Here is a 15,554-nt window from a genome sequence, read left to right as displayed (position 1 = left end):
GGGCATAATGGGTTGAATTAATACAAAAAAGGAATCAGCTAATTAAATTCAATCGCTGATTCCCTTTTTCGCGCGTCTGTCTTAGAAACAATTTTCCACATTTCTTTCTGCCTGCTAGATCTGCTTTAATTTTTCACCAGGGCATTTTCCCAATCATTTTTTAATGATCATTTTACTTTTACTTTAACTTTTATCTCGTTGCTGTATTTACCATAGACATTCTTACCATTCGCTTTTTTATACACACGTACCTTGTAAGTATATGTTTTACCTTTTTTTACTTTCTTGTCTGTAAATCTGGTAGTTTTGCCATTAACAACTCCGATGCGGCTCCATTTTTTACCTGTCTTCCTGTAAATACGGTATCCGGTTACTGCAGAAGATTCTTTCTTCCAGGTTACTCTGATGTTTCCTTTCAATTCTCTTGCTTTTATTGTGGGACTCTGAGGAACCGCCTTTATAGTAACTATTTTATACTTACTATAAACTGTTTTTCCATCTGCTTTCTTGTATGCTTTTACTGCAAAAGTATATTTCTTGCCAAGTTCTGCTTTTTTGTAAACATAGGATGTGGAACTGTTTTTCTTAATTGTTTTAATTGTTTTCCAGCCTTTGCCAGTTTTGTTCATTACAACATAGCCATCCGCTCCGGAAACTTTCTTCCAGCTTAATTTAATGTATCTGGAATCCTGATTTGCAGCTTTTGCGGTAACTGTTGCAGCTTTTACTTGTACAGCCGCTTCTTTGTCTGCGTCAATTTTTAATCCCTGAATTGCTTTTGCCAGCGCTGCAGTCTGTGCATCGATGGCTGCCTGTGCTGCTTTCGGGTCTGCCGCAACTTTTTCTGCAGCTGCAATGGCTGCCGTCAGCGCGCTATAGGATGCATTTGTATAATTGCCGATCTTAATCGCTTTTGCCTGCGCAATTTTTGCATATAATGCTGTCTTCGATGGCTGTGGTATTTCTACTTTCAGATTGCTGATTGCATTCTTCAGTGCGTTTACCTGGGCATCAATCGCTGCCTGGGTTGCATTCGGATCTGCTGCAACTTTTTCTGCTTCTGCAATGGCAACGGTTAAAGCGTGGAAGGAAGCATCGGTATAGCTGCCTTTTTTAATAGCTTTCGCTTCTGAAATTTTCCTATTCAAATCTGCCTTTGACGGCTTTTTTGTTTCTTTCATATTGGTAACGGCATCCATCAGATTCCGGCTTGCCTGATTGACCGTCTGCGCATCCGCACTGATATCTGCAAATATTTTTTCCGCTTCTGCAAGTGCAGCCTTTACTGCTTCAATGCTTTCGGGGGTATAGCCCGACAACTCCGCACCGTCTTCCAGAATAGCTTTGGCTCCATCGATCGCCGTCTTCAGCCCTACTTTTTGTACGCTGTCTTCCAGAAGATCACAAGCCGTAATCAGTTTCAGAAAAGCCTTATCAATCTCTTCCCGGGTTAATTCCGGCTTTTCCAGCATTGCTCTTGCTTCATCCAATGCTTCTTGTACTCTTTCCCAGCTTTCCGCTGTAAAACAGTTGTAATCTTTCTGCTGCTGCTCTAACTTCCCAGCCTCGGCTACTGCAAGCTTCAGATTGTCCGCATCAGAATTATTTTCATCAACATTTGCATTGCTGCTCCTGAATCCTTCATTGGACTCCGGCATTTCCTGAGTCAGAGGCTCATCTTCCGTGATACTCTCTGCATGCACTTTTATGGTCCCGGACAAAGCTGAAAATGGAGACGAAGCCGCTAATACACCGATTAATATCCCAGCTGTAAACTTTTTTCCACTTTTTTTCATATTTTCTTTTCCTTTTCATTTTCTGGCATCAGAGTCTGATTAATTAGTTCCTTTTATCCCTTGACGCTCATTAAAATTATTGAAGAAATAATTTACTTCTATTGACAATATATTACCATAAAGGACACGGATAGCTTTAGGATTATATTAAGGCAATCTAATATTTTATTAAGACATTATGGGTTACTACTTGTATTATTTTGTAGTTTTTGGATTATTTTAAGAAAATTTAACCTGTTCTAAAACTCCGTTATTCTTTCGGCTGCATACTTTAATATAAACGTTGCGTCAGTACCGTCAGAGATGCCATCACCATTCACATCCGCCACTTTATGCTGCTCTTGCGTAAGTTCTTCAAGCTCTGCCACAGATTTTAATACCTTTGAAGAGTCAGCGGTATTCACCTTTCCGTTCATATCCACGTCTCCCATCAAACGCGCCTTCAGAATCTCATTGACCAGTTTTTTAAGAGTTTCTCCTACTTTATTGCTGTCTGCATCTTCATTGTCATAAACTGCCTGAGCCTCATCTATCACTGCTTCCAGCCCGGCAATGCTTTCCGTTAAATATTTACCGGTATTAGTCAGGATCTCATTTGCCTTGTCCAGAGCATTCTTCAGTTCCTCTTTGTTCGCTCTTCTCACAAGTGAGGTCATAGCCTCTGCCAGTTTGTTATAGGCATCATTGATTTGTAGATCTGCCGCCTGGCTGTTACCAGCCACAGCCTCTGCTGCCTCTAATGCCTGTTCCAGCGCCTGCACACTTGAAGGCGTATACTTATCTTTATTTTTCAAAAGTTCATTTGCTTTTAGAATCAGGATTTCCAGCCTTGTCCCCTCGTTTTTCACCATCAAACTGGTAACTGCATCCATCAATTTCCGGCTTGCTTCATTGACCGTCTGCTGATCCGCACTGGTCTCTGCCAATACTTTTTCAGCTTCTGCAAGTGCAGTTCTTACTTTCTCAATACTTTCCAGGGCATACCCCGACAGTCCCGCCTCGTCATCCAGGATCGCTTTCGTCCCCTCTATCGTCGCCTTTAGTCCTGCTTTATGCACCCCTTCCTCTAAAAGGCTGCATACCGTAATCAGATTCAGGAAAGCTTCATCAGCATCTGCCTGTGCTGCTTCCGGGTTTTCCAGCAATCCTCTTGCAATATCCAGGGCTTCCTGTACTTTGCTCCAGCTTTCATCTGTAAAACATATGTTTTCTTTTTGCTCCGCTTCTAATTTCTCAGCCATGCCCACTACAAGCTTCAGACTGTTTAAATCAGCTGAAACTGGTGGCTCAGGATCATCATTCTCTACGGTATTCAATATATCAGGGTAAATTTCTTTTCCCTCCTCTGTTCCAAGCATAATCTCTTCCAGTGACAATTGCGCATCGCCTGTTGATATATAGGTAATTTCAGCAAGGCGCTCTGGCTGGCTTTCATAAGAAATAGTCAGTTTCAGCTTCCCGTCTGCCGTTTCCTGCCGAAGAATATTTCCATTGTCTATACGAACATCATCAACTTCTGCACCATTTAATTCAATAACTGCATCTATCACCCTTGTATCTGATTTCTGATTTTCGAGAGATAGTACCGCTGTGCTTTTCCCTCTTTCTAATACAACTTTATCAATATCACGATTTTTCTTACTCATCTCTTCCTGGGTAAGAAACATGTTCTCGTCAAATACCCGGCCTGTCATAGACTCCGGTACTTCCATGCGAAGCGCTGACAAAACCATAGGGGAAATATCCGCATTTGTACCTCCCTGCAAGCGAGTTCCCGAATTAACTGTCTGTCCCCCTACTCCTATAAATATATCCATATTCGATGGATCAAGAGAACCATGCCCATAACCGCTTCCACCATGATCAGCATTCGTTACAATCAGGGTTTCATCATATTCTCCGCTTTCTTTTAAGGCATCAATAACTGCTTTGTACTGATCATCATACTGCTGAAGTTCATCCCAGAACACATCCGAATAATACCCTCTTCCATGTCCTACATGATCCATCCAGTCATTCTGCATATATACCACTGCCGTATTTTGATATTCTTTACTCCTAATATAATCTGCTACATCATAAAAACTTCTCTGAGATTCAGAAACGCTGCATATCACCGGAGCATCCGGTTCAATAATACCATCCATAATCTCTGCCCACTCAGTAAATGCCGCATTCTGACGTTCTGGAAATGCAGCTTCAGCCGCCTTGAAAACAGAAGGATACAGCGGTGTTTTTCTTCCATAATCCGTATAATAACTGACACTTGCCATATCATTATCGATTTGATAATCTACTGGTACGTCCATCCATGGAATCCCATGAAGAATTGAGAAGTAGTTCTGCGCCGAAATAGACGGCACAGTCGATTGGGCAGTATAACTGGCTGCAAATTCTTCATTCATAAGTTTCATTGCATATGTATTTTTTCTTTTGCCCATTGTTTCCGGATCCGAATGCTTCGTAGGTATTACATCATTATTTGGGGCATAGTATACTGCGTCCGGATCCCACACATTACCTGAGCCGTCCATTGTGAGAATTACGGCATGTTTGTATGGATAAATGGATGCCTCCCCAGCGACGGCAGCTTTTAAATTGTCCTCAGCAAGTGCGATATCTCCTGCACCAATAATCCCGTCCTCATTAACATCAAGCATATTTTTCCCATAGAGACACATCTCTTTTTCGGCCTTTGGAAGCATTTCCAAAGTTTCTGTGACCTCTTTGTTTGAAGAATAAGCTTTGAAATTATCCGTATATACTGTCGTCGTAACAGAATCCGATATTCCTTTTATCTTAAAGTTTAATTTTCCCATTCTGGTAGCGTTATAATTATGGAAACTTTCTGTTGATAGATCCATTTCAGAAACAACATGCAGTCTTCCGCTTTCTTCTTCTGTAATCGTAACACCTTCTTTTAGATGCTGCACATTTTTATATTCCATAAGGGTGTTATCATAAACAATATCATACTCGATCTTGTCTATATCATTTGATTTATTTTTATTTCCATGGATATTCAGATTCCAGGAAGCCTCTTCTGCGATACCGGAAGATCCAATCAATCCAAGATTTATCTGGCTGCCTGCTTCTACTGTTGCTCCTTCAAACGCATTTTCATTCATAATACTGATTTGTTCATCTGATAAAGCCTCACTGTATATTCTGGCAAATCCAATATCTACATTTGACAAGAAATTTGCACTTCCATCTACCGTACTGTCTCCACCTAAGACCATATTCCAGGCATCTGTGGAGGAAGGGAATTGTATTCCTGTATTCCAGGCATCTGTATTTACTGCCTTTAGCTCTCCATTCACATACAGCTTTACTTCCTTGCCATCTACCACCCCTGCTATATGATACCATTGATTTGCAGATACTTCTGCTTCAGGCTGCCGGTAATTTCCATCTACATGCGCAAAAAAAGTAAGCATACCATTATTTAACCCTAAACCAATGCCCCCATATTCCTGATTAGAGAAAAACTCATGTTCACCGGTTGGAATATCTTTAAACTTTACCAGACATTCCATTGTTAAATTCTGGCTGATTTTATCATAATTTTTCTTTCCAAAAGAATAAATATATGCTGACCTTCCATTAAAATTTGCAATATTTTTATTCAATTCCCTGTCATTAGCAATTTCCGGAGATCCCAATGTTTTTCCCAGTTGATTTTGCATTGGTGATCGGTCCTCCAATCCAATTGAAAAATCAACATTAAAAACATCTGCACTGGGAAGTTCTGCGTTCTTCAAATTTGTTTCATCCTTAATATCAAAATCCCCACCGGCTTCTGCATATGCAACAGACTGATTACCTATCATAGCTGCTGCTAATAATATAATGATTAATTTTTTAGATTTTCCAAGTTCAAAATATCTTTTACGTTTCATATATTCCTTCCTTATATTTTTCTTCCTCATCTCTTCCTTCTCCTCTCTGCATATTCATTAGAGTAACCCTGAAAATCCTTCCATTTTTGTATCTACATTTATTATAGCACAGGCTTTTTTAAGGTTTTTAGGATTAAATTTATGTTAATTATTATTATTTCAAGAAGATCCGAATTAATCTTGGATATTTTAAGCCAATTTGAACTTTTTCAGGCACTAAAAGAAAACAGATAGAGACGTCCGGTAAGACGTTTTAACTCCGAGATCACACTCATAAAATATTCCATACACAAAATATCAAATTGACATCAGTCGCTTTTAGTGTTATTGTTTTCATATCGAAATTTATGAATATGAGGTTGGAATAGAATGAAAATAAAAATTGCATTTATTTGTGTACATAACTCATGCCGGTCACAGATTGCAGAAGCACTTTGCAAAAACTTTGCAGCCGGGGATTTTGAATGTTATTCTGCCGGAACAATGATCGCACAAAATATTAATCCTGATGCAGTAAGGCTTGTTAAAAAAATCTATGGCATTGATATGACAAAATCACAGGCTCCTAAATTGATATCAGATATTCCAGAGGTTGATATCGTCATTACTATGGGATGCAATGTTGCCTGTCCTGCCATGCCATGCAAATATCGTGAAGATTGGGGGCTTTCGGACCCAACCGGCAAAGCGGATGATGAATTTACAGCCACGATACGGTTGATTGAAAGCAAAGTAATAGATATGAAAGCCAGATACCAGACCTTATAAACTCTGCAAAATTAAAAGTACACTTAATTTAATAAACTCTTCGCCCGCTGTCTAATACAAAATCAGCCACCACATTTGATAATCTTATTATTTCGCTGTAATCCAGCAAAGACGTATCATTATCATTTTTCAATAGCAAATGGAAGATCAAATACTGGCGACACTATTTGATAAATACCATAAAATTATTTTTTACGCATAAACACTTTACTCCGAAAGAATAATGTAAGTATGTTACCTTTGATTCTGCGATCCGGCAAAATGCTGTGAAACGTAAAAAGGAATACCCAAACTAAAACCAAAGGAGTCTAAGATGAAAAGTAAATACACATTGAAAACCCGGCCTACTGATAAAGACCCAATGCAGGTAATTGACTCAATCCCGGATGAAAAAAAGCAAGCAGACGCAAAAACTTTGCTGGATATATTTGAGAAAACCGTTGGGAAACCACCCGTGGTATGGGGAGAAAAGTTTATCGGCTATGGAACCTGCAAGTACCGCTGCGCCTCCGGATACAGTGGCGAGATCTATGCTACCGGCTTTTCTGTGACGAAAAGAAAAATCACGCTGCATCTTTATTTGGACGAGCCGGAACTACAAAGCTATCTTAAACGGTTGGGCAAGACCACATCAGGCAAAAGCTGTGTGTATATAAACAAACTTGCAGATATTGATACCTCTGTTTTGGCAGAAATGCTGGGCAAAGCAATGAGCTATGCCAGCAAGCTTTCAGACAAGGATGCCTGACAGAATGACCTGCCCCGTTCATTCCCCCGTCTCCTTCATGAATCAGATACATTCCCTGGAGGGCAGACTTTATGCATCTATCAACAAGATAAACAACTTCTAAATGGATTCTTTCGTGTTTCTTAACTGCTTTTATCATAATACCAGGTGTTATATAAAAACAGGGATATACCAAACCGATTATGTTTGGTATATCCCTGCACATATAAAACATTATAAAAAATTTTTAGCCCATGCCTTCAGTTCTATTTCTCCTGTACCTGCGTCAAAACGTCTGCCTCTCCGGAGATCAGCCCCTTTACAGGAATCCGCCAATTCTGTATTCGTGTTTCCCATTTCACTGCCTCCGGACGTAGCGAATGGTATGATTGTTTTACCCTCCAGATGGTAGCTTACTCCTCCTTATTTTACTTTTCCATATTGTTCATCATCAACCTGCTCCAGCCATTCATTGCTGCTGTTCTCACCAGGCACCTCCACTGCCAGATGAGAAAACCAACTGTCCGGTGCGGCGCCATGCCAGTGTTTCACACCAGTGGGTATATTAACAACATCGCCTGGTGTCATCAGTACAGGCTCTTTACCCCATTCTTGATAATATCCGCGCCCTGCCACACAGACTAAAATCTGGCCGCCGCCCTGGTCTGCATGATGGATATGCCAGTTATTACGGCAGCCCGGTTCAAAAGTCACATTGAAAATCCCCACCTGTTCTGCAGATACCGGTGCCAGATAACTCTGCCCCGTAAAATACATTGCATATCCATCATTGGGACTGCCAATAGGGAATATCATACGATTCTCATGCTCTGCCTTTGCATCATCTCCGCCCAATGCTTCTGCCCACACTTCCTTTGCCATATAAAAAGCGGCCCATGCCTTAGGCCATCCGGCATAAAAGGCAGCGTGCGTAAGAATTTCCGCAATCTCCGTTTTCGTAATACCATTCTTTTTTGCTGTCATGAGATGATATTGAAACGAGGAATCTACAAGCCCCTGCGCCATAAGTGCAACAACGGTTATTATGGAGCGGTCTCTTAAGGAAAGTTTATCTTCCCGGCTCCACACCTGTCCAAACAATACATCATCATTCAGTGCCGCAAATTCAGGCGCAAATTCACCTAAAACATCTCTTCCTGCTGTCTGTTTTACTGCCATATTTAATCCTCCCTTTTGTTCTTCATTTTTATCAGAAACGTCATATTCTTTGCCAGCGTCCGCACTGTATAACTGACGGTCCCGGAACGCAATTAAAGTGGTGTTATCAACTATTGACCGAAATAAGTTCCTATACTTTTCATTCGCTTCATCTGGTTTACATGGAAAGGACAACGGGAATCGCAATGTCCGCATCCAATACACGCATCCGCCTTCTTCTCCAGTTTTAAATAATGACTGTGGGCAAGTTTATCTCCCGCCTTTGTCAGATCATAATATTTATTGATAAGCCCCACATCCAGGCCGGCAGGACAAGGCTGACAGTGATTGCAATACACACAGATTCCTTCCGCAGCCGGTGGTGCAAAAGTACCCAAAACAGAGTAATCCCGTTCTTCCGGTAATGCTGTAAAAAAGCCTAAAATACGTTCCAGATCCGATTTTCCCCGAATACCGGGCAGTACCGTCACAACACCAGGCTTATCCAGCGCATACTGGATGCACTGGTACTCGCTCAATGCTTTCCCGAAAGGCGAAGTTTTGGCGTTCAGCAGCTGTCCGCCGCTGAATGCTTTCATAACTGAAATGCCCACACCCTCTGCTTCACAGCGGCGATAAAGAGCCATTCGTTCTTCAACATTTCCTATGGCATAATCCCCATGCCTATAGTCATATCCTGGATTGATACTGAACATTACCATATCAATCAGATCCATATCCAGCACCTGGTTCACCAGTGCAGGGGTATGGGAAGACAGACCGATATGCCTCACGATTCCCTGTTTTTTCAGTTCCTGAATATACGGAAGAATTCCCCCGGACAGAACTTTTTTCAAATCAGAAGGTTCATCAATACAGTGGATAAAACCAAAATCTATGTAATCTGTCTTTAGCATCCGTAGCTGCCAGTCTATGGATTGTTTCACCTTATCCAGATTCACCGTCCAGCCATAACTTCCGGTTTCATAATTTGCCCCAAAATGAATTTGATAATAAACCTTATCCCGGCTGCCTGCTGCTGCCCGACCATAGGCACCAAATGGCTTTGCATCTGCCGATGCCATATCAAAATAATTTATCCCATTCTCCAAAGCAAACGTTACGGTTTCCTCAATCTCTCTTTCGGAAGCAGCACCAACAGAGCTTGTGCCCAATCCGAGAATGCTGATGTCTTCCCCACCGCGGGGCAGTTTTCTATATTCCATAAAAATGACCTCCATTAGAACTCTAATATCTTGTTTAATATCTTAAATGTTTTAAGGCACATGACAGAGCCATATACATCTCTATTTACGAATTACGTTTATTATCTTAATTGTTTTCAAGGTACCGCCATAATATCTATTATTACATACTCACAATTACCTTCTGTTCTTACCGGGTATCCCCATCCTGTAAATCCGGAGGACACAATTACCTTGCAGTTTCCTTTCTGATATTCTCCGTAGTTTAAGACTCCTGCCAATTCGGACAGCCATCCTACAGGCCATATCTGACCTGCATGGGTATGACCGGAAAGCTGCAGGTCTACCCCCTGCGCATTATTTTCCTCTGCCGCAATCGGTTGGTGATCTGCCATCACAATATATTTATTCCGGTCAGCCCCTTCCAGAATTTCTTCTGTGGAAGCCCTTCCGGATGTACCTCCCCATGCAGCATCGCCCCTGCCTGCAAGCACCAGATCATCCTGAATTACTACATTTTCATCCTCCAGAATGGAAATCCCGTTTTCTGTTATGGCCTCAGTCAGTTCTTCATCTGTATAGCTCCGGCTGTCTGTATAAGGCTGCCTGTCATGGTTTCCATATACATAATAAATACCATATTTACTGTTCAGCATCCCCAGCAGTCCGAATATTTCCTGCATTGATTCTTTTGAAGTCCCCTCCTCAACAATATCACCGCCCAGAATTACAATATCAGGACTCTGGGTATTAATTTCAGAAATACGATTTTTTAAGATATCCGGACTTTGTATTGTGCCATAATGGGTATCTGTAATTAAAACGATCCTGTAATTGCTCACATTTTTAGTGGTTTCAACAAAATATTGTGTTTTTACCACATGCTTCATATTTTCATATCCATACCCCAACAGGAGAATGGTGATCACAACCGGCAGAAGACCGCAGCCGTATAGTTTTCTGCATACTTTATAGGCTTTATATGTGCTCCAGCTTTTACAAAGTTTTTTCAACACCAGCGCAATCATATCTGTCAGAATAAACAAGGCAACTATATGCAGAAGCACCATTGCACTTGTGTTCCACATATTTACGCAGGAAACAATTACATATATAACCAGAGCGATATTTACCATTCTTAAAAATTTCCCGGAAGTATTGAATCCATAAAATTTCATAATTCTTTTAACCGTGTGATACACATATACGCCCAGGGCTGCTGCCAATACAATCATTATCATCAAATATGCTGCCATAGTTCCCTCTTTTTCTTACCGAAATACCCACCTTACCGCTTCACAGCGAGGCGAGAGATGCATCCTTTCTTCTATGTTTCCTTTAATGCAGGAATCCATTCAATTTTATTATAAAATCCTTTGTTTCATATGTCTATTGCTTAAATTCTCTGCCTAACCCGTGGCTTCCGTTTGTCAAAAATACTTTCATATCCTTAAATTTCCCTTTTCGTCAGCATTTCCACAATAGCCGGATCATAGTGGGAGAAGAACAGACTCTCCTCCGTATCTAAATCTGCAATTTTCTGCATATCCAATGCATCCAGTGTAAAATCAAATATTTCCATGTTCTGCTCCATACGCTCCCTGCGAACGGATTTCGGAATGACTGCCACACCACTCTGCAGCAGAAAGCGCAGTGCTGTCTGTGCAGATGATTTCCCATATTTTTGTCCAATCTCCGTGAGCACTGAATTGGTAAAGAAATTTTTTCTTCCCTCTGCAAAAGGCCCCCAGGACTCATGCTGCACACCATACTTTTTCATTACCTCATGGGCTTTCTTCTGCTGCTGGAACACATGGGTTTCCACCTGATTGACTGCGGGTATAACCTCCACGAACTGGCAAAGATCAATTAATCTGTCCGGATAGAAATTGGAAACACCAATCGCACGCAGTGTTCCTGCCTTATAGGCTTCCTCCATGGCACGGTAGGTTCCGTAATAATCATTGAATGGCTGATGAATCAGAAGCAGATCCAGATAGTCTGTCTTCAGTTTTTTCAGAGATTCCTCAATGGAAGCCTTCGCCTTTTCATAGCCGCCGTTAGATATCCATACTTTTGTTGTAATGAACAATTCTTCTCTGGGCACACCACATTTTATAATTGCACTGCCCACTGCTTCTTCATTCCCATAAGCCTGTGCCGTATCAATAGAGCGGTATCCAACACTAATAGCATCCAGCACACACCCCTCACACTCCTCATTACTTACCTGATAAACACCGTATCCCAGCTGAGGCATTTTTACTCCGTTATTTAATGTTATATATTTCATATTATACCATCCTTTCCATTCGTGTTTTATTCTTCGAAAACCTCTTATGCCATGCAAAATGATGCTGCTTTTGTTCATCCAAAGCCTGTACCTGAGCTTTGGGAAGCAGCTTTATTATAAACAAATCGAGGCCTCATAAGAAGTCTCGATTCATTTAAGCTGCAACCTTGAATGGGCATCATCCACCTCCGAGTATTTTCCTATGCTGCTATTATACCTTTCATTTACTTAACCCGGAATCTCCAATAGGTTACCATTGCATAAACATTTAGTTTATACTATGACGTCTGTTTGTTGTATCTCCTCAGATGCTGAACATCATCGTCCACTAATGCAATCCTGATCATGATACTCCCCTTCCCAAATTCATAAATCTTAAATCTTTATGATAGCTCAATCACCTGCATCGCATCCCCAACTTCCTCAGCCAGCACGCCACTCTGCCATTCCGTATGGTAATTCAGACACACACATCGGTAATCCACACCATTTTTCTGAAGTCTCTTCCGGTAATGCACATGACCCATAATACTATAAGCAACCTTATATTTTTCAAACAGTTCCCCATATTCTCTGCTTCCCAGAAAGGCATTAAAATAATCCCAGTCCGGTCTATCTTCGGGCACTTTAAATTCCGGTACCCCAACCATATGGGTAACCACAATTATCTTCTTTCCTGCACATGCCAATATCTTTTCTTCCAGATCCCCTAAGATCTTCGTATGGAATTCTTTGTCACTCTGGTGCCATTTCACCATAATGCTGTCCTGCCATACCCTTTCATTATGTTCTTTCTTCACAAATTCATCTTCCGAATAATCCGATGCCCCAAATGAATAATCATACCAGCCGATATTTCCAATTACAACCCACTCTTTATTCAGCTTGGTAATCTTTCCACACAGACAGTCCTTTCTGGATGCATATTTTTCGTAGATTTTCCGGGCATCCTTAAATTCTCCTTCTTTATCCCACATATCATGGTTTCCCGGCACAAAGAAGACGGGTATGCCGGCAGCTTCCTTCATCTGGTCCAAATAGGGAAGGCTCATTTTATAACTATTCGTAATATCTCCTGCCACTAATAATACATCCAGCTTCTCTTCCCTGATTCTGTCACAAATTGCTTCGATCACCGGATGTGCTTGATTCACATCCAGGTGTATATCAGATATTGCTCCGATTCTCATATTGATTCCTCCTGCATATCCAGGTTCCGCCTGCGATAACTCATTCATAATTTATTAAAAAAAATTTGTTTTACCATTGTTTGATCCTGCATGATTACACATAATGGCAGCTTACAAAATGACCTTTTTCAATTTCAACTAATCCTGGACATTCCATCTTGCAGGATTCCTTCATTTCCCTGCATCTGGTATGAAAAGGACATCCCCCGGGAGGAGCCGAAAGATCCGGTACATCCCCTGTCAGTAAAATACGTTCCCGCTCCTTTTCTCCGCTCACGGATGGAATGGATGAAAGTAATGCCTTCGTATAAGGATGCTTCGGTGAGTGATAGATATCATCGACACTTCCAACCTCCACCAGCTTTCCAAAATACATCACTCCAATTCGGTCACTCATATACTGCACCACATTTAAATCATGAGAAATAAACAAATAGGTCAGATTCTTTTCTTCCTGAAGCTTCTTCATCAAATTCAGAATCTGAGATTGTATGGACACATCCAAAGCAGATACTGATTCATCGGCGATTATAATCTCCGGATTCAGCATTAGTGCCGCAGCGATACTTACTCTCTGTCTTTGCCCGCCGCTGAGCTCATTGGGATACTTGCCTTTGAAACTTGCATCTAATCCCACAACTTCCAGTATTTCTTCCACTTTCTGCTTTCTCTCCTGAGATGCAAGTTCCGTATGCAGCTTTAATGGTTCTTCCAAAATCCACCCTATTTTTTTCTTAGGATTTAACGATGAATACGGATCCTGAAAGATAATTTGGACCTGCTTATGATACTCTTTTTTTTCTTGATGGCTCATAGCTGAATAATTTTTCCCTTTATAGCTAATCTGTCCATTTGTGGGCGTTATGACATCTACCAGCATTTTAGCAAACGTACTTTTTCCGCATCCGCTTTCTCCTACCAGTCCAAACACTTCTCCCGGATAAATGCAAAGGTCTATATGCTCCACTACTTTTATGTATTTTCTTTTATTGAGAATCTTGTTACTTTCTGCTGCATAATACTTGCAAAGCCCTTTTACTTCCAGTAAAGGCTTCTCTAAATTTTCGTATTTCATTCGTATCCCCCTAAATTCTTAAATTAATCAGGTCAAATAAAATCAAAATCCAACTTCCGGATGGAATACCAGAACGTGTTTGAAAATTCATTCCTGCACAATTGGATAATCAAGAAGGATAAACTTCATTTCCATTTATCTGAATTTTTTCCTTCACTCAAAATATAAACCACTTTTATTATGTTCTCATTATATTATTGTAAAATTTCTGCAAATAAATGATGCGAGGTAATAGTACTACAGCGAACAATTTCAATTTGGGGGTTGCTGATTAAGACGCTTTGTAAATGATAGGTAGTGTACAGAAAGATGGGTGTGGGAAACTGGCATGGGCTCCGTCAGCTGGCCGCAGAACTGGTATTTTCTAACCTTTCCGAAGCGCTTTTTGGCGGCACGCGGGCATTCGCTCCGAAATCCTGATGCATTTCGCAGCTCACTGCCCGCTTAGTATCCGATGGGAGCCAGACGAATACTATCCGCCAAAAAACACTTCGGAAAGCTAAGTAAATGAACTGTACCCTTTGTCAAGGACATTTTAAAAAGTGGGGCACTTTTTTCGCACCTTTACTTCCAAAGTATCCTGCATACAGGTACACCTCTTTAAATGTCATGGTATTCTATGAAATTTTTTAACTATCCGTATTTTTCTGATATAATTGGCATCCAAGTTCTTCCGGTTTTTTGGCTATGACCGGATGCGCAGGTATTTTGGGAACATCCAGTGGATATTCTCCAGTGATGACAAATTTATAAAACTCATTGGGTGCAAGCTTCGCCAGATGCCATTGGTACCGCTGATTATTATAATAAGCCATGTAGTCATCAATGACAGACTGTACCTCTGCAAAGCTTACGCATTCAGCCAGTTTTGCCTTGATATGGTCCTTCATATGCCCAAAGAAACTCTCCTGGGGCGCATTGTCCCAGCAGTTGCCACGCCGGGACATGGACTGGCGCAGCTTCTTGTTATAAAGTATATGAAGAAAACTTTGGCTGGTGTAATGGCACCCCTGATCACTGTGGATGATTGTTTCTGCTTGAAGTGAGATCCCATGATCGGCCACCAGTTTATTGACCGTTTCAAGAACAAAATCCACTTCCAGGGAGTCACTGAGCACATAAGAAAGTATCTGCCTGGTAAAGGCATCCAGGATGGTTGACAGGTAGGCAAAGGATCCGCTATAGGACAGATAAGTGATATCCGTCAACAAGACTATTCTTGGTCCATAACATTCGAACTCACGGTTTAGCAGGTTGTCCGCTACATTGCTGGTCCTTAGTGCCTTTGCCATTCTTTTATATGGATTTGGGCCTCGGTATGGACAGGAGAGGTGGAACTTTTCCATCAGCCTGCGGATTTTTTTCAGGTTCATGATCACCGGCGGGGTCATATGGAGCAGTTCCATATAGATGCCCCTGGCCCCTTTGGCATAACCATGC

Annotated in this window: 13 protein-coding genes; 3 read left to right on the top strand and 10 right to left on the bottom strand. The window is 41.2% G+C overall.

Features of this window, described 5'->3' with window-relative positions; genetic code table 11:
• Window positions 1–167 precede the first annotated feature (167 nt).
• Together QR40_RS22655 and QR40_RS22650 are read right to left on the bottom strand one after the other, a co-directional pair.
• A complete protein-coding gene (locus QR40_RS22655; RefSeq protein ID WP_044296881.1) occupies window positions 168–1,796 on the bottom strand; it encodes a fibronectin type III domain-containing protein in 1,629 nt (542 codons plus the stop codon).
• Between the two features lie 239 nt (window positions 1,797–2,035).
• A complete protein-coding gene (locus QR40_RS22650) occupies window positions 2,036–5,698 on the bottom strand; it encodes a LamG-like jellyroll fold domain-containing protein (protein ID WP_160295860.1) in 3,663 nt (1,220 codons plus the stop codon).
• A 369-nt stretch (window positions 5,699–6,067) separates the two neighbouring features.
• Between QR40_RS22650 and QR40_RS22645 the strand changes: the two genes are divergently transcribed.
• Together QR40_RS22645 and QR40_RS22640 are read left to right on the top strand one after the other, a co-directional pair.
• A complete protein-coding gene (locus tag QR40_RS22645; RefSeq protein ID WP_044296877.1) occupies window positions 6,068–6,466 on the top strand; it encodes an arsenate reductase/protein-tyrosine-phosphatase family protein in 399 nt (132 codons plus the stop codon).
• A 313-nt stretch (window positions 6,467–6,779) separates the two neighbouring features.
• The gene (locus tag QR40_RS22640) at window positions 6,780–7,214 is read left to right on the top strand and encodes a DUF1801 domain-containing protein (RefSeq protein WP_044296876.1); all 435 of its coding nucleotides are present in this window, start codon (window positions 6,780–6,782) and stop codon (window positions 7,212–7,214) included.
• A 213-nt stretch (window positions 7,215–7,427) separates the two neighbouring features.
• Here the strand turns inward: QR40_RS22640 and QR40_RS31070 are convergent, their stop codons facing one another.
• The 7 genes from QR40_RS31070 to QR40_RS22605 form a co-directional block, all read right to left on the bottom strand.
• On the bottom strand, window positions 7,428–7,598 hold the full coding sequence (locus QR40_RS31070; RefSeq protein WP_081999021.1) for a flavodoxin: 171 nt from the start codon (window positions 7,596–7,598) through the stop codon (window positions 7,428–7,430).
• A gap of 18 nt (window positions 7,599–7,616) precedes the next feature.
• Window positions 7,617–8,372, bottom strand: a complete 756-nt coding sequence (locus tag QR40_RS22630) for a carboxymuconolactone decarboxylase family protein (RefSeq protein ID WP_044296874.1) — start codon at window positions 8,370–8,372, stop codon at window positions 7,617–7,619.
• 110 nt (window positions 8,373–8,482) lie between these two features.
• The gene (locus QR40_RS22625; protein ID WP_044296872.1) at window positions 8,483–9,577 is read right to left on the bottom strand and encodes an aldo/keto reductase; all 1,095 of its coding nucleotides are present in this window, start codon (window positions 9,575–9,577) and stop codon (window positions 8,483–8,485) included.
• Window positions 9,578–9,693: 116 nt separating this feature from the next.
• Entirely contained in the window at window positions 9,694–10,812 is a 1,119-nt protein-coding gene (locus tag QR40_RS22620; RefSeq protein ID WP_044296871.1) for a metallophosphoesterase, read from the bottom strand.
• 194 nt (window positions 10,813–11,006) lie between these two features.
• On the bottom strand, window positions 11,007–11,849 hold the full coding sequence (locus tag QR40_RS22615) for an aldo/keto reductase (protein WP_044296870.1): 843 nt from the start codon (window positions 11,847–11,849) through the stop codon (window positions 11,007–11,009).
• 383 nt (window positions 11,850–12,232) lie between these two features.
• Window positions 12,233–13,087, bottom strand: coding sequence for a metallophosphoesterase (locus QR40_RS22610; protein ID WP_242858574.1), 855 nt, complete (start codon window positions 13,085–13,087; stop codon window positions 12,233–12,235).
• 46 nt (window positions 13,088–13,133) lie between these two features.
• Window positions 13,134–14,114: an ABC transporter ATP-binding protein gene (locus QR40_RS22605; protein WP_044296867.1), complete on the bottom strand. Its 981-nt coding sequence runs from the start codon at window positions 14,112–14,114 to the stop codon at window positions 13,134–13,136.
• Window positions 14,115–14,411: 297 nt separating this feature from the next.
• On the opposite strand from QR40_RS22605, the gene QR40_RS32685 reads away from it, so the two are divergent.
• The gene (locus QR40_RS32685) at window positions 14,412–14,534 is read left to right on the top strand and encodes a hypothetical protein (RefSeq protein WP_255348053.1); all 123 of its coding nucleotides are present in this window, start codon (window positions 14,412–14,414) and stop codon (window positions 14,532–14,534) included.
• Between the two features lie 209 nt (window positions 14,535–14,743).
• On the opposite strand, the gene QR40_RS22600 is transcribed toward QR40_RS32685, so the two are convergent.
• The coding region (locus QR40_RS22600) for an IS3 family transposase (protein WP_044296866.1) at window positions 14,744–15,554 on the bottom strand (811 nt) is incomplete at its 5' end.

Source organism: Robinsoniella peoriensis (genome assembly GCF_000797495.1).
GTDB lineage: Bacteria > Bacillota > Clostridia > Lachnospirales > Lachnospiraceae > Robinsoniella > Robinsoniella peoriensis.
This window is presented reverse-complemented; position numbering and strand designations above follow the sequence as displayed.

Coding starts and splice junctions, on each gene's coding strand:
- QR40_RS22655 (WP_044296881.1), bottom strand. CDS start 1,796: ATGAAAAAAAGTGGAAAAAAGTTTACAGCTGGGATATTAATCGGTGTA.
- QR40_RS22650 (WP_160295860.1), bottom strand. CDS start 5,698: ATGAAACGTAAAAGATATTTTGAACTTGGAAAATCTAAAAAATTAATC.
- QR40_RS22645 (WP_044296877.1), top strand. CDS start 6,068: ATGAAAATAAAAATTGCATTTATTTGTGTACATAACTCATGCCGGTCA.
- QR40_RS22640 (WP_044296876.1), top strand. CDS start 6,780: ATGAAAAGTAAATACACATTGAAAACCCGGCCTACTGATAAAGACCCA.
- QR40_RS22630 (WP_044296874.1), bottom strand. CDS start 8,372: ATGGCAGTAAAACAGACAGCAGGAAGAGATGTTTTAGGTGAATTTGCG.
- QR40_RS22625 (WP_044296872.1), bottom strand. CDS start 9,577: ATGGAATATAGAAAACTGCCCCGCGGTGGGGAAGACATCAGCATTCTC.
- QR40_RS22620 (WP_044296871.1), bottom strand. CDS start 10,812: ATGGCAGCATATTTGATGATAATGATTGTATTGGCAGCAGCCCTGGGC.
- QR40_RS22615 (WP_044296870.1), bottom strand. CDS start 11,849: ATGAAATATATAACATTAAATAACGGAGTAAAAATGCCTCAGCTGGGA.
- QR40_RS22610 (WP_242858574.1), bottom strand. CDS start 13,087: ATGAATGAGTTATCGCAGGCGGAACCTGGATATGCAGGAGGAATCAAT.
- QR40_RS22605 (WP_044296867.1), bottom strand. CDS start 14,114: ATGAAATACGAAAATTTAGAGAAGCCTTTACTGGAAGTAAAAGGGCTT.